Below are 22,885 nucleotides of genomic sequence, written 5' to 3'. Positions count from 1 at the left end.
TAAATAAAATCTGCCGATGTTTCTTTAATAATTGAGACATCGGCTTTTTATGTGTAGGAAGAGGAAGGCCTGTTATTCATTGTCAAGAAATGAAAGGGCTGAGCTTAACCCATCAAGCTGGTGACCGTGTCGCTTCTTAAAAAACTCTCCTACGTGCACGCCGGTTTCTTGATTGATTTTTTCAGCGAACTCAACAAACACTTCATCCTTAGATTCAAGTTCTTCCGCAAGTGAAATGAGCTTCTTCTCTGTTTTCGTCGCATGCGACATCAGCAAGTCTTCAAGAGATTTCATTGGTGAATCCATGACCCGTAACCTCCTTTAACCTCCATTATATTGTAAGCTTGAAGTGATAAAATGTGCACAACAAGGTCGCTTTCTTTGGTAAAATGGGTGGCAGTGATGAAAAACTAAAGACGGCTTTGATTGTTTACTAAAACATATTCTTTACTAAAAGAAGGTGCTGTATGGCTACGCTAAAGGATATTGCTGAACGTGCAGGTGTATCAATTTCTACGGTCTCCCGCGTGTTGAAGAAAGACGAAACATTGCATGTCACAGAAGAAACGAAGACAAGAGTCTGGCAGTATGCTCGTGAGTTAGGTTACCGAAAAAATTTTAGTAAAAAAGAAAGTCCAACAGAGGACGATTTAGTTGAAGGTCAATTGTGTCTGCTCCTTCCTGATGAGTATTCTTCAACATCGTACGTGCAGCGCCTAAGGGCCGGCATTGAAGAGTATGCTTTAGCAGCAGGTATTGAAGTGATGATGCTTCCGTTAAGCCGTGCTCACCAAGGGTTAGCATCGGAAAGCGCTCATGTCATTCGTGTGGGACATAAACGAGGCGAAGAAAAAAAGACACTACTTACAGCGGAAGGGTCTGATGCATTGCAGATTACGATTGATGAAGCATATGCTTTACGATACTGGCTCAAAGAAGACAATGACAAAACGGCGCTCTGTTTAACAGCAGACGATAGCTTTGCGTGGAAGAGTTATGTCGAAAAAGTAGGTGTTCATTCAATTGTGACGTGTAAGCAAAACAGCGCCGCTGAAGGTTATCAAGAAACCATCCAGTTACTTCATTCTGAAACGCCACCGCGAAGCATCATATTTGGGAATCAGACAATATTGCTAGGGGGGTTAAAAGCTTGTATAGATCGAGGGCTTACTCCTGGACGCAATATACGCATCGCTTGCCTGGACGGCGATGAACGTTGTCGTTTTATGAATCCACCGATTACATATCAAGAAGTTCCGTATTTTTATGCGGGTTATTTCTTGACAGAAAGCTTGTTTTCAGAGGATAAAGAGCATGCATCGGCATTTCAAAAGCAAATGATTTTAACACCCAATCTTCACTGGCAAGATTCATGGGTTAATTTTTAGTAAAAAATATTTTTAGTAAAAAGAAGGTGTTTTGTTTGCATAAACATATTGTTTGCACGGGAGGAGGGACTGCGGGTCATGTCACACCGCATCTCGCCTTATTCCCTCAACTTAAAAAAAGTGGTTACGCCATTAGCTATATCGGGTCCAAAGATGGTATTGAAAAAGAGATTATGGAAGAAGAAGGAGTCGATTATTACGCCGTATCGACAGGTAAGCTCAGACGGTATAAACATAAAGACAATTGGAAAGATCCGTTTAAAGTCGTCAAAGGGGTGATGGAAGCGAGGCAGGTCTTAAAGAAGCTGCGTCCTGACATTGTTTTTTCAAAAGGAGGCTTTGTTTCTGTTCCGGTCGTCATCGCGGCTAAATCATTAGGGATTCCGGCGATCTTACATGAATCAGATCGGACTCCCGGGCTTGCGAATAAGATTGCTCTTCGTTTTTGCGAAAAAATTTGTGTGACGTTTCCAGAAACTGTCGATTTACTTCCAGAAGGAAAAGCGCTACACACGGGAGCGATCGTGAGGCCGGCTCTGTTTACAGGAAACCGAACGAAGGGACTTTCGCTGTGTAATATATCTTCGCAAAAACCGGTGCTTTTAGTCGTTGGTGGAAGCTCTGGTTCACAAAAAATGAACGAGGCCATAGTTGCTTCATTAGACACATTGCTGGATACCTTTCATGTCATTCATATTTGCGGAAAAGGAAAGGTAGACGAATCTGTGCAGCGTTACGGATATTGTTCATTTGAATACGTATCGTCAGAATTTAACGACCTGCTTGCCGCAGCGGATGTCGTCGTTTCGCGGGCAGGTTCCAATACAATTTATGAATGTTTGGCTGTGAAAAAACCGATGCTGCTCATTCCGTTGTCTCCAAAGGTGAGCAGAGGGGATCAAGTGGAAAATGCGCAATCCTTCGAGAAGCAGGGCTTCGCTGCGGTTTTATCAGAGGATGAGCTTACTTCTGATTCGTTGGTCGTAAATATAAACGCGGTTTACAAAGAAAAAGAGGGCTATCTGGAGCGTATGCGGACTGCTGCTCAATATACAGATGGTACAGAAATGATTCATTTGTTCGACCAAGTGATTTCCAAAAAAAATAAATAAAAAAATCTACAGAAAAAAAAGGGATATGACAGAAAATGGCGAATAGTGTAACTGTAGGGAAAAGGAGGGGCAGTGGTGAGGCTTCTAAAAGACGCTATTCGACAACAGATTCAAATGAATACAGAGATTATACATCGTCTCACGCCATTACTTCAATCGAAAGACGAACAAGAGCTCATTCGCTTCATTGAAGAGCCTCTTCAAGAGCTAGATGATTTTCACGGCCTTCTCAAAATCATTCGTGCCCTTTTTCCGGAGAAAGAGCGCGAATATATGGAAGACTATTGCAGACATTTGGATCCGAATGAAAATGCAGCACGCATGGCTTTGGAGTATTCTAATGTGCATCGCTTTTATGACTTGCAAAGATATCTCCTAAAGCGTCTCTCGGTCGCATCTAGCGAAACTTCAAAAGAGTGGAGTGCTTTATACGCGATTGCTCTCGAGGTGAGTTTAAGAAAAATTCCAGGTATGCTAGCGATCGAAAAAATGTATAGTTTGAACTTAAAGACGTATCAAATGAAGGCATTTAGAGAAGTTATTCAAATAATTGTTTACAATCGAGAGCGATTAATTAAGTATGTGATACAGCTTTCCTCATTAGAAAACAAATACATTAATGAGCTGGAGGAAGGCTATTTAAAGCAATCTTATGTTTCAAGGTTGGGGCTAATCTATACGGGCATCTATACGCACCTCTCTTTGCTCAAAGAAGCAAGAGAGTTAGGTACTAAAACATTGAAGACAACTTATCAATTGCCATTGATTTGTTTTCTTCATATGCATATCGGTAATACTTACATTATAAGTGATGTCGACAAGGCACTGCACCATTTCAATACAGTGCTTTCTTACGAGCATAACAAAGTGATCAATGAGCATTTTATAGCTGAAGTTAAGCGTAGTCATAATTTTGCAAGTAACCTTTCATTTAAGCCTCCTCTCTACCTTAATTTTTCTAATGATCATGTATCTGACATTCATGAGGTTGCTTTTTACTACGCAAGAAATAATCAAAAAGACAAAAGTATTCATATTCTTAATTCGATGGATCAAACAAAATTGAATGATATGCAAAAGGGATTTCATTATTATTATCGCGGACTTGTACTTGAAGATAAAGAGATGTTTTATGAATCAATTCTTCATTTCAATTTTGCGGGTGACAGCTACTTTAAAAAAATTTCTATTAACGAATTAAAAGCACTTGGTGAAAGTAAGGCATTGATTCGGGTGTTAAGTAACTGATAGTTAATATGCTTATTAAATTAAATAGAAGGAGTTTGATCTTGTGAAAAACTTTGTCTATTCATTAATTTTAACTGCTCTCTTAATTGTTCAGATTCCAATGAATCCTATTGACCCGCCTATTGATCCCCCTTTAGATCCTGATACTCCCACAGAAACATTTAATGATCCTGGATATGAGTTTGGATAATTTGAAATATAACCGTAATAAGGAACACTTAAAAATAGTGAACCTTATTACGGTTTTTTTGTATTCTCAAGAGCTAAGACAAGGATAATGTTAAAGCGTCCTTTTGAGCAATGTGTACCACATCTAGTGCTTCAATGTTTCTGACAAACAACATCACCTATTTAAAGAAAAGGTCAAGTAGCTTGTAAGCCGTCAAAGACGACGAGAGAAATTTTGTTTTATCGAGTGTCAAGTTAATTTGCGGACAGCTCTCGTCGAAAGAAAACTGTTGGGATAGCATGCCAATGGAATCGTTTATGGGCATATGAAGAAAGAACTCGACATCAAAATATGTTCATCATGGGTGAACTATAGAGTGTCATATGTCAATATATGAAGCACTACAACAATCATACTATCTACTATCAATGGTCAATAAAAAGATAACGCGACATCAATAGCGAAGTCGTTTATTGTCTGCCTAGGACTTTTTACAAGCTGAACATCTTATGGGGACAGTTCACTCAGTAGGGCAGCTTTTTTTGCTCAATAACTGTTAAGTTAGTGAAAACGATGCTTGCGTATACATTCATTGTATTAGACCACCCAAAAACTTAGGTTTTTCTGCGACTTTTGTGTTAGAATGTGGGAGAAAGATTCCACATGTTTTTTTAGGTTCATCTGCCGTTGATTTGCATTATCTTAAGGTGTTTGGGACAATTGCATTTGAAGACGGGTGATTAAAAAAGTCACTTTGTTTTTCGATGCCGTTTCTTGTCAAAACATGTTACAATGGTAGAAGTGTTTATTTTCATTGTGTTTTTATGAAAACGCAATAAAAAAGTGTTACTTATGTAAGCAATCGTTGTTAGGTTGGCTTGAATCAAGAATTTATATGCTTGATAACATGAGTCGTGGGGGTATTACTGAAAGATGTCGAAAGCAGAAAACGGGCGTAACACAGCACCTTGGAGTGACCTCAGCGGCCCAAACCTTGGGTATTTGGAAGAACAATATGATGTGTATAGTTCCGATCCAGAAGCTGTAGAAAGTGATCTACGAGAGTTGTTCGACCAATGGGGACCACCCCCAGCTGAGCGTCCAGAAACGCCACTAGTGAATGGGCAGGCTTCGTTTGCCTTTGATCCTGAAAAAGTCGTGGCAGCTACGAAGCTTGTGGGAAACATTCGTGCGTACGGACATTTGTCTGCACAAGTGTATCCATTTTATGATCAAAAGTCTCGTTTGAAAAAAGAAAAGCATGCACTAACGCCTGAGGACTTCGGACTTACTGAGCAAGACCTTCGTGCAATTCCTGCGAAGGTGATTTGGTCCAATGCGCCCGATTCCATATCAGACGGGTACGAAGCAATTCAGCGTCTTCGTGACATTTACTCACGTAAGCTCACGTTTGAATTTACGCATGTTCATATCGAAGAAGAAAGACAATGGCTCGTACAGACCGTTGAGACGGAAGCAGAATATCCTAAACTTTCGAGCGAGGAGCGTAAAGCGCTACTACGCCGATTGTATCAAGTAGAAGGCTTTGAAAATTTCCTTCATAAGACGTTTGTTGGACAGAAGCGCTTCTCCATTGAGGGTATCGATATGTTAGTTCCGATGCTTGATGATATAGTAAAACGCGGCAATGATAGTAATGTTGGTGAAATCATTCTAGGGATGGCCCACCGTGGTCGCTTGAATGTGCTTGCGCACGTTCTCGGTAAACCTTATGAAATGATTTTAGCTGAATTCCATCATGCGCCAAACAAAGACATGATTCCTTCTGAGGGCTCTTCAACAATCAGCGAAGGCTGGACTGGTGATGTGAAGTACCATTTAGGGGCAAACCGGGAAATTACAGCTGATGAGCACGAAACTCGTGTCACTTTGGCGAATAACCCTTCGCATCTTGAGTACGTCAATCCGGTTGTCGAAGGGTCTACACGTGCGGCTCAGGATGACCGAACAGCGCGTGGTTATGCAAAAGCTGACTTTAACAAGGCCTTTACGGTTTTAATTCATGGAGATGCAGCTTTTCCAGGGGAAGGCATTGTCGCTGAAACTCTGAACCTTAGTCGTTTGCCAGGCTATCAAACTGGTGGGACGATTCATTTTATTGCCAACAACTTAATTGGTTTTACGACTGAGCGCCGGGATGCTCGTTCGACAAAGTATGCGAGTGACGTAGCTAAAGGCTATGAAATTCCCATCGTTCATGTAAATGCTGATGACCCAGAGGCTTGTATGGCAGCGGTTAAGTTAGCGTATATGTATCGGGAAAAGTTCCAGAAAGATTTCTTAATTGACTTAGTCGGTTATCGCCGTTATGGTCATAATGAAATGGATGATCCTCAAGCAACACAGCCAAAACTATACAAGTTGATTCATAATCACGATACTGTTGCAACGTTGTATAGCAAACGTCTTCAAGAAGAAGGTATTGTTGAAGCGCAAGAGGCTGAAGCGATGCAAAAAGAGCTACATGCTACTTTGCAAAAACTATATGATGACGTTTCTCAGCAAGAAGGAGAAGTGGAAGAGAAGGAAGCGCCTAAAAAACTGACGGAAGAACGTCTGCCGAAAGTTGACACGGCTCTTTCACTCGATTCTTTAAAATTAATCAACCGCGAGCTCCTTGAATGGCCGGAAAACTTCAATGTTTATCCAAAGCTTGAGCGTATTTTGAAACGACGTGAAAATGCGCTTGATGAAGGTAAGAAAATCGAGTGGGCTCACGGGGAAGCTTTAGCATTTGCCTCAATCTTAAAGGATGGCACACCGATTCGTATGACTGGACAGGATAGTCAGCGGGGAACCTTTGCCCACCGACACATTGTTCTGCACGACTCTGAGGATGGAAATACGTATTCACCGATGCATGGTCTATCTGATGCGGAGGTTACGTTTGATATTTACAACTCACCTCTATCTGAGTCTGCAGTGTTAGGTTTTGAATATGGATATTCTATTCATGCACCGGAAACACTTGTGATTTGGGAAGCGCAGTATGGTGACTTTGCGAACGTAGCTCAAGTCATTTATGACCAATTTTTATCAGCGGCTCGGGCAAAATGGGGTCAAAAATCTGGTCTAGTGATGCTGTTACCTCATGGTTACGAGGGGCAGGGTCCAGAACACTCGAGTGCGCGCTTAGAGCGTTTCTTGCAGTTATGCGCTGAGAATAACTGGACTGTAGCCAATGTAACGAGTGCGGCTCAGTACTTCCACATTTTGCGTCGCCAGGCGAAGATCATGCCGTTAGAGGAAGTGCGTCCGCTCGTGATGATGACTCCGAAAAGCTTAATTCGGAATCCACGTGTTGCTTCCAGTGCTGATGCGTTTACAGAAGGGCGTTTTCAAACAATCATCCCTGAACTAAGCTTGAATCCGGCTTCTGAAGGTGTTAAGCGGGTCGTAATGGCAAGTGGAAAATTATCAATTGATTTGGCAACTAGTATTGAAGATTTAGATGCTGATGAGTTAAAGAATACACACGTGTTGCGGGTCGAGCAGCTTTACCCATTCCCTAGAGAAGAAATTGTAGAATTTCTCAGCAGCTTTGACAATTTAGAAGAGATTGTCTGGGCTCAGGAAGAACCGAAAAATATGGGTGCTTGGACATTTATGGAACCTCGCCTTCGTAAGCTTGCTCCAGAAGGTGTGCCTGTGACGTATGTAGGTCGCCGCGAACGTTCTAGTACAGCGACCGGTGAGCCAGATGTCCATAAGCGTGAACAAGAACGAATTATTAGAACAGCTTTACAAACCGATCATTAACGCAAAGCCTAAGGAGGACAATGGATCGTGACGGAAATTAAAGTACCAGAACTTGCTGAATCCATAACAGAAGGTACGATTGCCCAGTGGTTAAAACAAGTTGGAGATCAAGTTGAGCAGGGTGAAGCCGTGCTTGAGCTTGAAACCGACAAAGTCAACATTGAAGTGAATAGTGAGCATAGCGGTGTATTACAGGAGCAAATGAAGCAGCCTGGTGACACCGTTGAGGTTGGAGAAGTTGTTGCAATGCTCGGAGAAGGCAGTGCAGACTCAGCAGCTCCTAAGGCTGAAGAGGCACCAGCTGCTCCGAAAGAAGAAACGGCCAAGCCAGCTGAAGAAAAGCCGGCAGCAAAAGAGGACACTGAAGCGACGTCTTCCGAAAAGCCTGTTGCTTCTCCGGCTGCACGAAAAAGAGCTCGTGAGCTCGGCATTGATTTAAATGAAGTACAATCACGTGATCCGCTAGGACGTGTACGCACAGAGGATGTGGAACGCCAAGCAGCAAGCAAAAATCAACCTAAGCCTGCGGCGAAAGAAGCGAGTGCCCCAAAAGCACAGCAACCGACGAATCCAGATAAGCCGGTTGAGCGTATTCCAATGTCGCGACGTCGCCAAACGATTGCGAAACATCTTGTTGAAGCACAACATACGGCAGCTATGCTGACGACGTTCAACGAAGTTGATTTGACAAAGGTCATGGATTTGCGTAAGCGTCGTAAACAGTCATTCCAGGACAAGCATGATGTGCGCCTTGGCTTTATGTCTTTCTTTACAAAAGCAGTTGTCGGTGCTTTGAAAGAATTCCCGATGCTCAATGCAGAAATTCAAGGTAATGAGATCTTGAAAAAGCAGTATTATGATATCGGTATTGCGGTTGCCGCAACAGAAGGACTCGTCGTTCCTGTTGTTCGTAATGCTGACCGTCTTAGCTTCGCTCAGATTGAAAGAGAGATTAATACTCTTGCTGGAAAAGCAAAAGACAATACATTGCAGCTGAAAGACCTTCAAGGTGGTTCATTTACAATTACGAACGGTGGGGTATTCGGTTCACTTGTGTCAACACCGATTTTGAATGCTCCACAAGTAGGTATTCTTGGTATGCATACAATCCAAAGACGTCCTGTCGTAGTTGACGATCAAGATACGGTGGAAGTACGTCCAATGATGTACATTGCCCTTAGCTATGATCACCGAATTGTTGACGGTAGCACGGCTGTACAGTTCCTCGTTACGATTAAAAACATGCTTGAAGATCCTGAGCAATTGTTGCTTGAAGGATAAGACTTCATTTATAAGAAGCACAAAAAAGCCTCTCCATTTTGGAGCAGGCTTTTTTGTGCTTCTATGTTGTTTGACATAACTCCTTGAAAGAGAGGCTTTGTTTCACTTATTAGCCAAGTGTGGATCGTTAATATCTTTCCAAGAAGGTTCATTTTAAAAAGAATAGGGAATACCTTATTAGTCAAACATACACATACATAAAGGAGGTTTTCATCTGTGATGTCATCGCATCCCTTTCGTTGTTCAATGAATGTCTTTTTCTTTTTAATCATGGTCGTTATTAATATTTTTGCCAGCAGTCTCCCGCTCTTTGGCAGGTCGACTGCCGAAGTCTCAGCTATGGCTGAAAACCTTTTAACGCCAGCAGGCTATGCTTTCATCATATGGTCTGTCATTTATGTCTTGCTTGCGATTTGGGTCGTCTCCCAATGTGTCCCACGGATAGGAAGCAAGCCCGAATTTAAAGTGGTGGGCGGCTTGTTCATACTGTCTTCTATTCTAAATGTACTTTGGCTAGTTCTTTGGCATGCGCTTTATTTTTACACAACGCTGCCAGTCATGGTCGCTTTACTTGTAACGTTAATTGTACTCTATCGACGAGTTCGGCAAATCACTCCGCGAAGCTGGATCGCTTCCGTACCTTTTTCCATTTACCTTGGATGGATTTCGGTCGCCACAATTCAAAATGTCGCTGTTGTCTTAACGCGAGCTTTTCCAGGAAAAACTGGGTTAGGCATAGACATTGTTGCGGCTATTGTCTTGCTTGTCGGTACAGGCATTGCCTTAGCGATGCTCCTTAAACAGCGAGACGGGTTGTATCCACTCGTGTTTGTTTGGGCATATGTTGCCATCGCTGTAAAATCAGCGTCTAGCATTGTAGACGTTACGAGCTTCACTCTGGCGGCTCTAATCTTTATTTTTACTATTGCACAATTCGCTAGAGGGCGCATTTCATTTTAAGTGGATAAAGTCATTTTTTAAAATTGATTGGGTCGTCTAAGTTGTAAGTACTGATCATGTCCTGATCTTCATACGTTGTAGTAAGTATCCCTAACGTAAAGGAGTGAAGGCATTATCGAAAATTTATTATTGCTTTCCACCACGCTGGCCCCTATTGTTACTGCCCTTGTTGAGATTTTTAAAAGAGCCTTTCGTCTGCCAAAACATGTGCTACCGTTGCTTTCCGTCGTCATAGGCCTTTTTTTAGGTGGAGTCGCATTTCCGTTTATGAGCTTAGAGCTCGGGCTTCGCCTCTGGGCTGGCGGCTTGGCTGGCCTTGCCGCCACTGGTTTGTTTGAAGTTGGCAATAAACGATTCGGAAGAGGTCGGCCTAAAAAATAATGGTCTATTTCAAATCATTTTGCTCGCAAAGTGTAGATAGATGATGTCTACACTTTTTTAGCGTCCGCTTCGCAGCTCTTTTATCCTGACTTGAAAACACTTTTCAGTTAGGTGTAAAGGAAAGCGAAGCTTCAATTTGATAGAAGACGAGCAACAATGGATAAATGTGCTGGCCAATTGTGTGAAATTCCTTTTTATTGGAGAAAAAATGAAGCTATTTTAAGGAAGTGAAATGACTGCGCTTAAGTGCCATTTTGCTATGAAGCATTTTCATCAAGAAAATTTTCCTTTGTCAAGAGGGTATAAGTTGAAAAATGTGAAAAAATCAAGTCTGCTTTTTCGGAAAATCTTTTGTAATAGTCGATAAATCCGAAAAATCCTTCATATTACCTTCATAAAATAGATATCCCTCCATAGAACTCATTCATGGCTTTGTTAAGTTAAGTTTACTGCGGTTGGTACTTTATCGTCATATTGTTACAATTTTAGTAGTGTGTTTGTAGGCTAAATCACAAAAGGAAAGGAGGCGGAAATCAATTGAATGGCTTTATCGAAACACTTACAAAATTTTTAACGTACCTCTCGACGAATTATGATGAGGTGTTGGCGGAAACATGGACACATACTCAACTTGTTGGATTGGCCATTATTATTTCTATTGCGATCGGCGTTCCCCTTGGCATCTATCTTTCGACGAACGAACAGTTGGCAGAGACCGTCATTCAAATCACTTCGGTCATTATGACAATCCCGAGTATTGCCCTTTTTGGTATCATGATCCCCATTCTTTCGACGATCGGTCAAGGGATCGGCTTTGTCCCGGCACTAATAGCGCTTGTGTTGTATTCTCAGCTTCCGATCGTTCGAAATACGTATGTGGCGATTAGTAATGTGGATCCTAATATCAAAGATGCCGCTATTGGAATTGGCATGACCCCAATGCAACGGCTGCTTAAAGTGGAAATCCCTAATGCGATGCCACTGATCATGGCAGGTGTCCGACAAGCGACAGTACTAAATATCGGTATTGGAGCCATTGCTGCTTATATTGGTTCAGGGGGGCTTGGATCATTAATTAACCAAGGAATCGTCCGCTCCAATACAAACTTAATTTTAGCGGGGGCTGTCTTCGTTTCCATTTTAGCAATTATCGCGGATTTAATTTTAAAATACATTCAAAATCGTTATACCGCAAAAGGCGTAAAAAATTAGAGGTGAGCTTGTGATAGAGTTTGAAAATGTAACTAAAGTGTACGAAGGAGATGTAAAAGCGATCAATGATGTCTCTTTTACAGTGCCAGATGGGCAGATTGTCATTTTGATTGGTCCTTCAGGCTGCGGAAAAACAACCCTATTACGTATGGTCAACCAATTAGAAACGGTCACAGAGGGAGCCATTCGAATTCAAGGAAACCCTCTGAGTGAGCTTGATAAAATACAAATGCGCCGCAAAATTGGCTATGTCATCCAGAGTAACGGGCTTTTTCCCAATATGACGATTGAAGAAAATGTCGGCATTGTCCCTGATCTCCTAGGTTGGGATCGTGCAAAAAAGAAAGAACGTTACCGTTATTTGATGGAACTTATTGGCCTACATCCCGATGAATACAGAAAGCGTTACCCCCATGAGCTTTCAGGTGGTCAACAGCAGCGTGTAGGTGTTGCGCGTGCGTTAGCTGCCGATCCCCCCGTCATGTTAATGGACGAGCCCTTTGGCGCGCTCGATCCAATTATCCGCACTAAGCTACAGGAAGAATTTCTACAAATTCAAAAAGAAGTGAAGAAGACCATTCTTTTTGTCAGTCATGATATTGATGAAGCCATCAAAATGGGAGATCAAATTGCTCTGCTTCGTAAAGGAGAAATTCAGCAGTTTGACACGCCAGTCAATTTATTAAATCATCCAAAAAATCATTTCGTGCAAGAATTTGTCGGCCAAGATCGTGTGCTCAAAAGCATGAGCTTGTATTCGGTGGCGGATTTGCAAAAAGCACTCAACCTTGAGCCGCTAACGAACAAACTGGGTGAGTTCAAAGAAGTGAATAATCAAACGTCATTACGCGTAGGCATTTCAGCGTTGTTAAATCAAGAAGCGGATTATCTCGTTGTCACGGATGAAGCTGGCGAACATATCGGTATGCTTACAATGGATTTAATTGAACAGTTCCTTCACCATGAAATCAAGGGAAAACCCGTTGCTTAAGGAAGGAGCAATTTCATTTTGAAAGTTAGAACGATTGTCAATTGGTCGATAAAAATCATTTGTTGGATCGCTGTTTTGCTATTTTTTATTTGGGCTTTTTCGGAGAATTTGTTTTCCCGAATTATAAACGAGCCTAATGAATTTTTCACTTTGTTAGGTCAACACGTCCAGCTTGTCGCTATTTCAGGCGGATTGGCTATTTTATTAGCAGTACCTTTGGGGATTTTTGTGACGAGACCAAGATTTCAAAAATCAGAATGGCTCGTCGTCAATATTGCCAACCTTGGTCAAACGATTCCAAGTCTTGCTGTTCTTGCCTTGGCGATGAGTGTTTTCGGCATTGGCATGACTTCAGCAGTTCTTGCTTTGTTTGTCTACTCTGTGCTACCAATTTTACAAAATACGATCGCCGGCATCTATTCAGTCGATCGTGCGACGGTGGATGCGGCTAGAGGTATGGGGCTGACGAATGCTCAAATTCTTTTTCGGGTTGAATTGCCAAACGCTGTAGATTCGATCCTTGCTGGCGTTCGTACATCGATGGTCATTAATGTTGGTACGGCAGCCTTAGCCTATCAAATTGGTGGAGGCGGTCTCGGAAATTGGATTTTTTCAGGAATTTCGTTGTTTGATAATACGCTGTTAATCTCTGGTGCTGTACCGGTGACCTTGCTAGCGGTTGTCATTGATTACTTTTTTAGAGGGCTTCAACAGTTACTCGTTCCAAAAGGGTTGAAGCTGGCGCAAAAGGCACAGAAAGCATAAAAATTTCGATTATAAATAAGGGTGGTCATTTTTTGTGAAGAAACGTTTGTTATGGATTCCTGCTATAGTGATGTTATTCGTTGTAAGTGCTTGTGGTGGTGCATCGACAGATAAAGTGTCAATTGGTGCAAAGAACTTTACGGAACAGTACCTTTTTGCTGAAATGGCAAAGCAAATCTTTGAAGCAGAAGGTATGAAGGTTGAGGTAAAGGATGGACTTGGCAGTAATGCGATGCGTCAAGCTTTAGAATCAGGCCAAGTCAATTTTACGTTCGATTATACGGGAACTGGTCTTGTTAACTATAACAAACAAGATCCGATCTCTGATGCTACAGAATCATTTGAAAAGGTTAAAGAAATCGATGCTGAGCAGGGGATTGTTTGGACGAATATGACCGAAGTAAACAATACGTATGCGATTGTAATGCCTCGTCAATTAGCAGAGGAACTAGGCATTCAAAGTCTCTCTGATTATGCGGAGTATATAAACAACAATCCTGGTGAAATAACGATTGCTTTTGATTCAGAATTTGCCGAACGTCAAGAAGATGGTTGGCCTGCGGTTGAGCGTGTCTATGAATTTGAGCTTCCAAGTGAACAAGTCAGTCAAATGGCGATTGGGTTAAACTATGAGGCGCTAAATAACGGAGAAGTGAACAGTGCGGTAGGATTTACGACCGCTTCGCAAGTGGCTGAGTATGATTTTCTCGTTTTGGAAGATGATAAAAAAGTATTCCCGGACTACACAGCAGCCATTGCCATGAGTGCAGAGCTTTATGAGGCAAAGCCTGAGGTTGCTGAATTGTTAAAGCCGCTTACGGACATTTTGACAAATGAAGAAATGGTTTCATTAAGTCACAAGGTGGACTTTGGAGAGCAAGATGTCAGTAAGGTTGCTTCCACTTATTTGCAAGAAAAAGGCATTGTTGAGTAAAAGTTCTTACACGATGTAAAAACGACATATTTTTAATATGGTCTGAGGCATGAGTATTGGTTGACCCCAAACTCATGCCTTTTATTGATGTGATATTCGTCTCTTTGTTTAGTTATTCATCTGCTTTTTGGAGCTTTAATTCTCTAAGCTTTTGTCGCTGCTCCTCCGGCCACCATGCTCCACAGTCAGATGAAACGGTACAAGCAGCGCATTTGTTCAGGTCATAAACTTTCATGTTTTGAATCGGCGGTGTATATACGTGGAGGGTTAATAATGGCGTCTCTTTTTGAAAGCTAGCCATCTGATGGATTTTTTTGCGAGGCGTAAACACATAATCCCCAGTTTTTTCGATGCGCGTGATTGTTGCTTCGGGAACATAACCGTTCTGTTCTTTAAAGAGTGTATGTTCAGACGCTCCTGATAAAATGTAGATCCAACCGAAAGAATCTCCATGATCGTGAGGAGCACAGGCTTGTTCTTTAGACCACTGCATCAAAATCACTTCAATAAAAGGAGATTGGTAAAGAACTTTTCGACCATAAGGTTTGCCGTTTGGAGAGTTGGCATAAGGAAGGACTTCCTCTGCGCTTAAAGATAGATCGTCTAAAGCACACTTTAACTCGTTGGCGGAAGGTTTTTGCGGGAGAGATGAAAAACGTTTCTCCAGTTTTTCTGGTAAAGAGATAGACATATATCAGACGTCTCCTTTGTTCGTAGAATTCATTATTCAAACCTTATTCCATACCTGTTGATCGTATGATGAATTAAAAAATAGCAGGAGCGATTGTTGAAATGATTAAGGAAGCATGTTTTAACCGGCACGTTTACTGATGCTTTAATATTCAACGACATTCTGCAAATGTGTTTAAGTGTGTGACAGTGACTGTAGATGGGTATAAAAATCATGCAGGGAAGCTTTTAATGAAGGGTTATATCAAAGAGAAAGATTTTGAAATGAAGAACCGCTCGCTTGACAATACCTTAAGGGGGTATGTTACTATATGGCTAAATGAACCTTAGGAGGGTATTTTGTGGTCAATAAAAAGCTTCATGTTCAAGGCATGTCATGCGGACATTGTGTAAGTGCGATAGAGAATCACGTAGGTCAATTGGCAGGTGTAGAAAAGGTGTCTGTCGATTTAAGCAATGGAAAAGTGGATGTTACCTTTGATGATGCACAAGTCGATTTAGACAAAATTATAGATGTTATTGATGATCAAGGATACGATGTTGTGTCATAAGCTGATAAGAGGCAGATCGTGCTCACTTTGCACGATCTCCTTTTTCGGTAAATATATACCCCTGAGCGGTATATGGAAGGAGAGGTCCTCATGGAAGCACAAAAAGAAGCGAACGTTGATGTCGCCAACCTGCAAATCAAAGGGATGACATGTTCAGCTTGTGCGAACCGTATTGAAAAAGGGCTCAAAAAAGTAGAGGGTGTATCGGATGCGAATGTAAACTTCGCTCTTGAAAAGTCAAAAGTGTCCTATAATCCAGCGAAAACCAACCTTCAACAGCTTGAAGAGAAAGTACAATCACTCGGCTACGATGTTGTAAAAGAAAAAGCTGAGTTTAATGTTTCTGGAATGACGTGTGCCGCTTGTTCAAACCGTATTGAGAAAAAGCTCAATCGTTTAACAGGTGTTTCGCAGGCAAATGTAAATTTAGCTTTAGAAGCGGCAACCGTTGAGTATAATCCTGAGGATATCTCGATTTCAGATATGATAGCTGCCATCAAAGATCTTGGTTATGGATTACAAGCTAAAAACGAAGAAGATTCACACGGTGAACATCGAGAAAAGGAAATTAAGAAGCAAACGAATAAGTTTATCATTTCCGCGTTGCTATCACTTCCTTTATTATGGGCGATGGTCAGTCATTTTGAGTTTACTTCATTCATTTGGCTGCCGGACATTTTTATGAACCCTTGGTTTCAAATGGCGTTGGCGACACCGGTACAATTTATCATTGGTGCGCAATTTTATGTAGGAGCCTATAAAGCTTTAAAGAACAAAAGCGCTAATATGGATGTTCTCGTCGCAATGGGTACATCCGCCGCTTATTTTTACAGTGTTTATTTAAGCTTTAAGTCGATCGGTCAACAAGGGCAAATGGTTGAACTCTATTTTGAAACAAGTGCCGTTTTAATCACCCTTATTTTACTCGGAAAGCTGTTTGAAGCTCGGGCAAAAGGACGCTCTTCCGAAGCGATCAAAACGCTTATGGGTCTCCAAGCTAAAAATGCAACTGTGGTCCGAAATGGTGAGGAAATGGTCATACCGATCACGGAAGTTATAGCTGGAGACATTGTTCATGTGAAGCCAGGTGAGAAAATTCCTGTCGATGGAGAGATTATTGAAGGACAATCGGCATTAGATGAATCAATGCTGACAGGGGAAAGCATTCCAGTTGACAAAACTGTTGGTGATGAAGTGGTCGGATCGACGGTGAATAAAAATGGCTTTTTGAAAATCAGCGCGACAAAGGTCGGCAAGGATACGATGCTCGCTCAAATTATTAAGGTCGTAGAAGAAGCGCAGGGATCGAAAGCGCCGATACAACGATTGGCAGATCGCATTTCGGGCATATTTGTTCCTATTGTCGTCGGGATTGCAATTGTGACCTTTGTCATTTGGTATATGGTCGTAGCGCCAGGTGATTTTGCTGGAGCGCTCGAAAAATTTATCGCCGTTCTTGTCATTGCTTGCCCATGCGCTCTCGGTCTAGCGACACCTACGTCGATTATGGCTGGCTCTGGTCGTTCAGCCGAATATGGCATTTTGTTTAAAGGTGGAGAGTACCTTGAACAAACCCACCATATTGATACAGTGATTTTAGATAAAACTGGGACAGTGACAAATGGAACACCTGAGCTCACTGATGTAGCTACTACTTGGGGAGAAGAGGAATTTCTCTCGTTGGTGGGAGCGGCCGAAAAACAATCTGAGCATCCTCTGGCGCAAGCCATTGTAGCAGGCATTGCTGGGCGCGGAATTGCTTTAGGGACGACTGAATCCTTTGAAGCCATCCCCGGTCATGGGATACAAGCGACCGTCAATGGAAGAACGGTGCACATTGGCACGCGTCGTCTGATTAATCAAGAGCAAATTGCACTGGCGGATGAGACGTTAAACGATATGGTCGCCTTAGAAAAAATGGGCAAGACGGCCATGCTTGTCGCGATCGATCGTCAATTCGCCGGGCTGGTGGCTGTTGCAGATACCATTAAAGATACATCTAAAAAAGCCATTTCGAGGCTGCATGAAATGGGCTTAGATGTCATCATGATTACGGGTGACAACAAGCAAACCGCCGAAGCGATCGCCACAGAGGTCGGAATTAAGCAAACGATTGCGGAAGTGTTACCTGAAGGAAAAGCAGATGAAGTGCAAAAGCTTCAAGAAAAAGGGCATAAAGTCGCGATGGTCGGCGACGGTATCAATGACGCCCCAGCTCTTGCCAAAGCAGATATCGGCATGGCCATCGGCACAGGAACAGACGTTGCCATGGAAGCCGCTGATATTACACTCATCCGTGGTGACCTCAATAGTATTGCTGATGCAATCTTGATGAGTCACAAAACCATTCGCAACATTAGACAAAACTTGTTCTGGGCATTTGCCTATAACAGTGCTGGGATTCCGATTGCTGCGCTTGGATTTTTAGCCCCATGGGTCGCAGGTGCCGCCATGGCCTTTAGCTCTGTGTCGGTTGTCTTAAATGCATTGCGTCTCCAGCGGGTAAAGTTAAACGCATAAAGTTTGAAATGGTTTAACAGTAGATACGAAAGCTTGTCAATGTCTCAAAGTGGATATCGACAAGCTTTTTTTACATCATCGTAAGAACCATTAAGGTGATGAAGAAGCATTTGAAGGCTATAGGGAAAGTATATTATGGAGCAAATGGGAGAAACAACATACTAAAAAGTGAACATGTGGTAAAATAATATGAATTCCAAATAATTTATATCATTTGTTCTTTCGCAAGGAGGTTATAAGATAATGAAAAAAGCGTTAATTTTTCAAGGCGGTTGGCAAGGACACGAACCCGAAGCAGTGGCTCATATTCTGGCTGATATTTTAAAAGAAGAAAACTATCAAGTCACGATCACTGATACGCTCGAAACGTTAGTAAAAGAAGATTTGTCTGCTTATGATTTGATTATTCCGAACTGGACGCAAGGAGAAATAACTGATCAACAACTGCAGCCATTACTGAAAGCTGTCGCAGAAGGGACTGGGTTAGCCGGTCTTCATGGTGGTATGGGTGATTCGTTTCGTACATCTGTTGACTATCAATTCATGGTAGGGGGGCAGTGGGTGGCTCATCCAGGAAATGACGGTGTTCGATACACAGTGAATATCATTGATGCTGATCATCCATTAACTGACGGAATGGCAGACTTCACGGTCGTTTCAGAACAATACTATCTGCATGTAGATCCGGCAGTGAGCGTACATGCGACGACGAGATTTCCTGTAGCAGAAGGTCCTTATCAAGCAAATGGTGAAGTGGATATGCCAGTGGTTTGGACGAAAAAATGGGGAAAAGGCAACGTTTACTACAATTCCTTGGGGCATGTCGCCGATATTGTCCGAATGCCTGAAGTGATAAAACTCATGAAAAGAGGTATGGTTTGGGCGACGAGATAGTGCTTTTTGTGGAACCGCTAAGCTCGTTCAACAATGCTTGGTTGAGCTCATTGAAAATGTGCTATATTTGAACAGTTGTAGTCCTGCTGACATGCAAGGCTTTTCATCATAGATAGCGCGATAATTCCTAATTATATCCATTGAAGCAATATTACATCTTCACATGGTTTCGTTCGTGTTAATTGCGAAAGGTGCTAAATAGGTTTAACATTTAAGTGTAAGCTCTTTAATGATCAGGATAAAGGAGTAGATCTAAGTGAGTAGATTGGAAGGAAAAGTCGTTGTCATTACAGGTGCAGCTAGTGGTATGGGAGCTACGCACGCTCGAAGATTATCGACAGAAGGTGCGAAGCTTGTCATTACAGACATTTTAGAAAAAGAAGGACAAGCTTTAGCGGAAGAGCTCGGCGAACATGTTAAATTTATCAAACATGATGTAACTAAAGAAGCAGATTGGCAAAATGTTGTCGATCAAACGGAAAAAGAATTTGGTCCCATTGATGTTTTGGTCAACAATGCAGGCATTGCAATTACTAAAAGTATTGAAGAGATTACTGAAGAAGAGTATCGTAAAGTCGTAGATATTAATCAAGTGTCTGTTTTTTTAGGCATGAAAACGGTCGTCTCATCGATGCGTAAAACAGAGAGCGGTTCGATTGTGAACATTTCCTCTTTAGGTGGTTTAATTGGACAGCCAGGTATTATTGCGTATAATGCTTCTAAATTTGCAGTTAGAGGGATGACAAAAGTAGCTGCTATGGAATTTGCTGAGTACAATATTCGAGTGAATTCTGTCCACCCAGGCATTATTCAAACACCGATGATTGAAGGTGAGGGCCAAGCGGAGTTACGTGATCAACTTGTACAAGCAATTCCTCTCAAACGCATCGCAAGTTCAGAAGAAGTGTCGAATTTAGTATTATATCTTGCTTCTGATGAATCGAGCTATTCTACAGGCTCGGAATTCGTCGTAGATGGCGGCATGTTTGCTCAATAATTCATGTCAGATCGATGAAGCAAATAGGTTAGCCGCTATTGTGTGCTTTCAGCAAACCGTGACAGTCCGCTAGACGTAGCGTTAAAAGCGTTATCCGTGTAGATTTCGGAATCTTTTACATAGGAGAGAGGCGGACAGTCACATCAGTGTAAGGGTATCGCATGCATGTTTTGACAGGGAAATTAAGACATACATGTCCTGAATACTGCATCCCATAGCGGAAAATTGGACAAGGCGACGGACGAGATCAAGGATGTTTGTCAGTCAATGAACAAATGTAGACAGAGTCAATTTATGACTTGTCTACATTTGTTACACCCCGTAGCGCAATGCTTCTTTTTTTCAGCCTTGACTTGAAAACGCTTGTTCTACAGGAAAAGCGAACGGGCGATATAAGAAAACGTTGCAATAGGCTGAGCCTTGCTTAAAAGCAAGGCTGTTTAGCTTTTGTCTATGCAGTTTAATTGTTGGTGTCTTCACTTTTATGTTCGAATTCGCTGTAAATATCAATATTTTCCCCATCTGAAACGAGCAGTACGTTCCCGTGATATTGAGAAACATAAACCTCGCTGCCAAACTCTAAATAATCTTCATAGGTCGGACGACTGTACAGCAAGTTAATTGGAATCATCGTAATTTCAGGTTGTACACTTTCGATAAACTTTTCTGACGAGGATGTATGCTGTCCGTGATGTGGTGCAACTAAAACATCGACATCTAGATCTTCACCATAGTCTTCCACAAGCTCACTTTCAACAGCATCATAGATGTCACCAGGGAAGAGAAACGTTTTGTCTTTATAGGTCAGTTTCGCGACTAGAGATAAGTCATTAATTATCCCAGCAGAAAAGTCATCGAACACCTCTACGTAACGATCAATTTTATCCTGAGTTGGATTTAAAAACTCTAGCGTCATATCTTCCTCCAGCTCAATGATATCCCCTTTTTCGGCAAACTCTACGTTAATGCTTTTTTCTTGAATGAGCTGTTGATAGTCCACGTACGTCTTTGAATCATAAGGTAGATCGGTTTCAATGAGTTTGCCAATATTTTTTGTTTCAAAAAGCGTATGGAAACCGCCGATATGATCAATATGGGGATGAGAGGCTATAGCTACATCAATTGTGTCGATATTTAAGTTGTTTAAGTGATCGTCCAGGAGCGGTCCAACAGTTGGAGTACCCGCATCAATTAAGATATTTTGTCCCTCAGGCGTTGTAATCAGCACTGACATTCCGGTCTTCTCTGTTTCCTCTGGTTCCAGATGAAAAAAACGCATTTGTAATTGTCCTTCATAATCATCTGTTGCAAAAACGGCTTCTGCATCTACTTCTCGTACGCCGACATCTGCTTGATGAGAACAAGCGGAAAGAAGGAGGAGGAGAGATGCGATCAAAATAAAGCGAGATGGTAACCTCATCATTTGCCTCCATATGGAGTATATTTAGGGATGGTTCAAAAACATTATGCTGTCGAGGGTTTGTTTTTAGGGGCCTCGATTAGAGAGCCCCTATGTGTTAATTAAAACCGTTATAATCCTCTTTTATTCTAAAGCATCGGTAATTTTTTGTGCTGCCTCGTCTAATGCTTGCTTTGGTTCTTTTCCTTCATACATTTCTCCTAAAGCTGTTTCAATGATCTTACGTGCTTCTGGTAAAACTTCTGTTAAAGCACCTTGAGTCGCAGGGCTGACGGTCGTGTTTTTCAACTGATCTACTGCTGTTGTATAAATTGGGTATTCTTCATAAACATCGTTCAGCACATCTTCTTCATAGGCAGCAGGGGTAATCGGGAAGTATCCGGTCGCTGCAGCCCATTCAGCTTGGACGTCTGCATTGGTCATGAACTCAACAAATTCCCAAGCGGCGTTTTGCTCCTCTTCAGACACTTGATTTGTAATCCAGAGAGAGGCACCGCCAACGATGACACCTTGTGGGTCTGTTCCGTCCACCGTAGGTAAGAAAGCTGAACCTACTTCAAATGAAGAGTTTTCTAGTACTTGTGCTGTGTTCGCTGTGGAATCAAAGTACATCCCCACTTGACCAGCGAAGAAAGGACCGCGTGCATCATCCCAGTTACTACCGTAGTTACGGAATGTATTTGCGTTGTTCATGTCATTAAGCCAATTGAAGATATTAAGTCCTTCTTCAGAATTAACTAATGCTTCAGTAGGATCGCCGCTGCGTCCGTTGTCATTGTTTAAATATAACGCACCTTGGTTAGCAAGTAACTGCTCGAAGAACCAACCGATTGTTGCCATTGTAAATCCGTATGTGTCGTCTCCTGAGAGCGCTTCGGCCGCTTCAGCAACTTCACTGAATGTGCTTGGCGGATTTTCTGGATCCAGCCCAGCTTCTCTAAACATATCTTTGTTATAAAACATCACGGCATTTGATGTGTTAAAAGGCATTGAGTACAATTGTCCATCTAACTGATAATAGGAAAGAATATTTTCTTCTAAAACCGACACATCAAAATCATTTTTGTCGACGAATTCTTGCATTGGTGTGATAAATCCACTTTCGCTCATGTACTTCGTTCCGATTTCAAATACCTGTACAATCGAGGGAGCTTCATCTGACCCACCAACAGCACGAAGCTTATTTAAAGAATCGTCATAGCTTCCTTGGTAAATGGCTTCTACGGATACAGACTCGGATTGCTCATTAAATTTGTCAACAATAGATTCCAAGGCTTCTCCGTTGGTTCCACTCATCGCATGCCAAAAGGAGATCTCTGTTTTTTCTTCAGCTGCATCACCATCTCCATTTCCGCTGCCGTTACCATTATCACTTCCACCTCCAGAATCACCACCGGCACTTTGGTCATTGCTGCATGCCGCTAGTCCAACCATGAGTACAAACAACATCGCAAAACTAAATAAAAATTTCTTCATTTCCTGTTCTCCCTTCTCATTTTGAGCTTTTGTTAAAGAGTGTTGCTTTTTGAAGTTAATCTTGATTCATGGTCGTTTTGGAGTGACCTCATTGGCGAGATGATTTTTTCGCACAA

Annotated in this window: 20 protein-coding genes; 16 read left to right on the top strand and 4 right to left on the bottom strand. The window is 42.0% G+C overall.

What is annotated here, in order from left to right:
* Positions 1 to 72: 72 nt before the first annotated feature.
* Positions 73 to 306, bottom strand: a complete 234-nt coding sequence (locus G4V62_RS03250; protein ID WP_165199322.1) for a hypothetical protein — start codon at positions 304 to 306, stop codon at positions 73 to 75.
* 161 nt (positions 307 to 467) lie between these two features.
* Between G4V62_RS03250 and G4V62_RS03245 the strand changes: the two genes are divergently transcribed.
* The 12 genes from G4V62_RS03245 (at position 468) to G4V62_RS03190 (ending at position 14,221) form a co-directional block, all read left to right on the top strand.
* Positions 468 to 1,388, top strand: a complete 921-nt coding sequence (locus G4V62_RS03245; RefSeq protein ID WP_165199321.1) for a LacI family DNA-binding transcriptional regulator — start codon at positions 468 to 470, stop codon at positions 1,386 to 1,388.
* 35 nt (positions 1,389 to 1,423) lie between these two features.
* A complete protein-coding gene (murG, locus tag G4V62_RS03240) occupies positions 1,424 to 2,500 on the top strand; it encodes an undecaprenyldiphospho-muramoylpentapeptide beta-N-acetylglucosaminyltransferase (RefSeq protein WP_165199320.1) in 1,077 nt (358 codons plus the stop codon).
* Positions 2,501 to 2,575: 75 nt separating this feature from the next.
* The gene (locus tag G4V62_RS03235; RefSeq protein WP_165199319.1) at positions 2,576 to 3,748 is read left to right on the top strand and encodes an AimR family lysis-lysogeny pheromone receptor; all 1,173 of its coding nucleotides are present in this window, start codon (positions 2,576 to 2,578) and stop codon (positions 3,746 to 3,748) included.
* A 43-nt stretch (positions 3,749 to 3,791) separates the two neighbouring features.
* Entirely contained in the window at positions 3,792 to 3,938 is a 147-nt protein-coding gene (locus G4V62_RS03230) for a hypothetical protein (protein ID WP_165199318.1), read from the top strand.
* A 912-nt stretch (positions 3,939 to 4,850) separates the two neighbouring features.
* Positions 4,851 to 7,697: a 2-oxoglutarate dehydrogenase E1 component gene (locus tag G4V62_RS03225; RefSeq protein ID WP_165199317.1), complete on the top strand. Its 2,847-nt coding sequence runs from the start codon at positions 4,851 to 4,853 to the stop codon at positions 7,695 to 7,697.
* Between the two features lie 27 nt (positions 7,698 to 7,724).
* Complete coding sequence (gene odhB / locus G4V62_RS03220; RefSeq protein ID WP_165199316.1) at positions 7,725 to 8,978, top strand: 2-oxoglutarate dehydrogenase complex dihydrolipoyllysine-residue succinyltransferase; 1,254 nt, start codon at positions 7,725 to 7,727, stop codon at positions 8,976 to 8,978.
* A 219-nt stretch (positions 8,979 to 9,197) separates the two neighbouring features.
* A complete protein-coding gene (locus tag G4V62_RS03215) occupies positions 9,198 to 9,938 on the top strand; it encodes a TspO-related membrane protein (RefSeq protein ID WP_376768258.1) in 741 nt (246 codons plus the stop codon).
* A 114-nt stretch (positions 9,939 to 10,052) separates the two neighbouring features.
* Positions 10,053 to 10,319 carry a holin gene (locus G4V62_RS03210; protein ID WP_165199450.1) on the top strand — a complete coding sequence of 89 codons (267 nt, stop codon included), beginning with the start codon at positions 10,053 to 10,055 and terminating at the stop codon, positions 10,317 to 10,319.
* A 537-nt stretch (positions 10,320 to 10,856) separates the two neighbouring features.
* Positions 10,857 to 11,531, top strand: a complete 675-nt coding sequence (locus G4V62_RS03205; protein WP_212508648.1) for an ABC transporter permease — start codon at positions 10,857 to 10,859, stop codon at positions 11,529 to 11,531.
* Between the two features lie 10 nt (positions 11,532 to 11,541).
* On the top strand, positions 11,542 to 12,522 hold the full coding sequence (locus tag G4V62_RS03200; RefSeq protein WP_165199314.1) for an ABC transporter ATP-binding protein: 981 nt from the start codon (positions 11,542 to 11,544) through the stop codon (positions 12,520 to 12,522).
* A gap of 18 nt (positions 12,523 to 12,540) precedes the next feature.
* Complete coding sequence (locus G4V62_RS03195; RefSeq protein ID WP_165199313.1) at positions 12,541 to 13,287, top strand: ABC transporter permease; 747 nt, start codon at positions 12,541 to 12,543, stop codon at positions 13,285 to 13,287.
* A 34-nt stretch (positions 13,288 to 13,321) separates the two neighbouring features.
* The gene (locus G4V62_RS03190) at positions 13,322 to 14,221 is read left to right on the top strand and encodes an ABC transporter substrate-binding protein (protein ID WP_165199312.1); all 900 of its coding nucleotides are present in this window, start codon (positions 13,322 to 13,324) and stop codon (positions 14,219 to 14,221) included.
* Positions 14,222 to 14,333: 112 nt separating this feature from the next.
* On the opposite strand, the gene G4V62_RS03185 is transcribed toward G4V62_RS03190, so the two are convergent.
* The gene (locus tag G4V62_RS03185; RefSeq protein WP_212508647.1) at positions 14,334 to 14,912 is read right to left on the bottom strand and encodes a cysteine dioxygenase; all 579 of its coding nucleotides are present in this window, start codon (positions 14,910 to 14,912) and stop codon (positions 14,334 to 14,336) included.
* 340 nt (positions 14,913 to 15,252) lie between these two features.
* Here G4V62_RS03185 and copZ point away from each other — a divergent pair, with 340 nt between their 5' ends.
* The 4 genes from copZ (at position 15,253) to G4V62_RS03165 (ending at position 19,873) form a co-directional block, all read left to right on the top strand.
* Positions 15,253 to 15,462, top strand: coding sequence for a copper chaperone CopZ (copZ, locus tag G4V62_RS03180; protein ID WP_165199311.1), 210 nt, complete (start codon positions 15,253 to 15,255; stop codon positions 15,460 to 15,462).
* Positions 15,463 to 15,552: 90 nt separating this feature from the next.
* Positions 15,553 to 17,982, top strand: a complete 2,430-nt coding sequence (locus tag G4V62_RS03175) for a heavy metal translocating P-type ATPase (RefSeq protein WP_165199310.1) — start codon at positions 15,553 to 15,555, stop codon at positions 17,980 to 17,982.
* A 243-nt stretch (positions 17,983 to 18,225) separates the two neighbouring features.
* A complete protein-coding gene (locus G4V62_RS03170; protein ID WP_165199309.1) occupies positions 18,226 to 18,876 on the top strand; it encodes a ThuA domain-containing protein in 651 nt (216 codons plus the stop codon).
* A 256-nt stretch (positions 18,877 to 19,132) separates the two neighbouring features.
* The gene (locus tag G4V62_RS03165) at positions 19,133 to 19,873 is read left to right on the top strand and encodes a glucose 1-dehydrogenase (protein ID WP_165199308.1); all 741 of its coding nucleotides are present in this window, start codon (positions 19,133 to 19,135) and stop codon (positions 19,871 to 19,873) included.
* A 460-nt stretch (positions 19,874 to 20,333) separates the two neighbouring features.
* Here G4V62_RS03165 and G4V62_RS03160 read toward each other — a convergent pair whose 3' ends face one another.
* Together G4V62_RS03160 and G4V62_RS03155 are read right to left on the bottom strand one after the other, a co-directional pair.
* A complete protein-coding gene (locus G4V62_RS03160; protein ID WP_165199307.1) occupies positions 20,334 to 21,293 on the bottom strand; it encodes a ComEC/Rec2 family competence protein in 960 nt (319 codons plus the stop codon).
* A gap of 123 nt (positions 21,294 to 21,416) precedes the next feature.
* Positions 21,417 to 22,769, bottom strand: a complete 1,353-nt coding sequence (locus G4V62_RS03155; RefSeq protein WP_165199306.1) for an ABC transporter substrate-binding protein — start codon at positions 22,767 to 22,769, stop codon at positions 21,417 to 21,419.
* Positions 22,770 to 22,885 lie beyond the last annotated feature (116 nt).

Source organism: Litoribacterium kuwaitense (genome assembly GCF_011058155.1).
Lineage (GTDB): Bacteria > Bacillota > Bacilli > Bacillales > DSM-28697 > Litoribacterium > Litoribacterium kuwaitense.
This window is presented reverse-complemented; position numbering and strand designations above follow the sequence as displayed.

Bases quoted from the DNA above. Each gene is read 5' to 3' on its own strand.
- G4V62_RS03250 (WP_165199322.1), bottom strand. From the start codon at position 306: ATGGATTCACCAATGAAATCTCTTGAAGACTTGCTGATGTCGCATGCG.
- G4V62_RS03245 (WP_165199321.1), top strand. From the start codon at position 468: ATGGCTACGCTAAAGGATATTGCTGAACGTGCAGGTGTATCAATTTCT.
- G4V62_RS03225 (WP_165199317.1), top strand. From the start codon at position 4,851: ATGTCGAAAGCAGAAAACGGGCGTAACACAGCACCTTGGAGTGACCTC.
- G4V62_RS03215 (WP_376768258.1), top strand. From the start codon at position 9,198: ATGTCATCGCATCCCTTTCGTTGTTCAATGAATGTCTTTTTCTTTTTA.
- G4V62_RS03185 (WP_212508647.1), bottom strand. From the start codon at position 14,912: ATGTCTATCTCTTTACCAGAAAAACTGGAGAAACGTTTTTCATCTCTC.
- G4V62_RS03175 (WP_165199310.1), top strand. From the start codon at position 15,553: ATGGAAGCACAAAAAGAAGCGAACGTTGATGTCGCCAACCTGCAAATC.
- G4V62_RS03170 (WP_165199309.1), top strand. From the start codon at position 18,226: ATGAAAAAAGCGTTAATTTTTCAAGGCGGTTGGCAAGGACACGAACCC.
- G4V62_RS03160 (WP_165199307.1), bottom strand. From the start codon at position 21,293: ATGAGGTTACCATCTCGCTTTATTTTGATCGCATCTCTCCTCCTCCTT.
- G4V62_RS03155 (WP_165199306.1), bottom strand. From the start codon at position 22,769: ATGAAGAAATTTTTATTTAGTTTTGCGATGTTGTTTGTACTCATGGTT.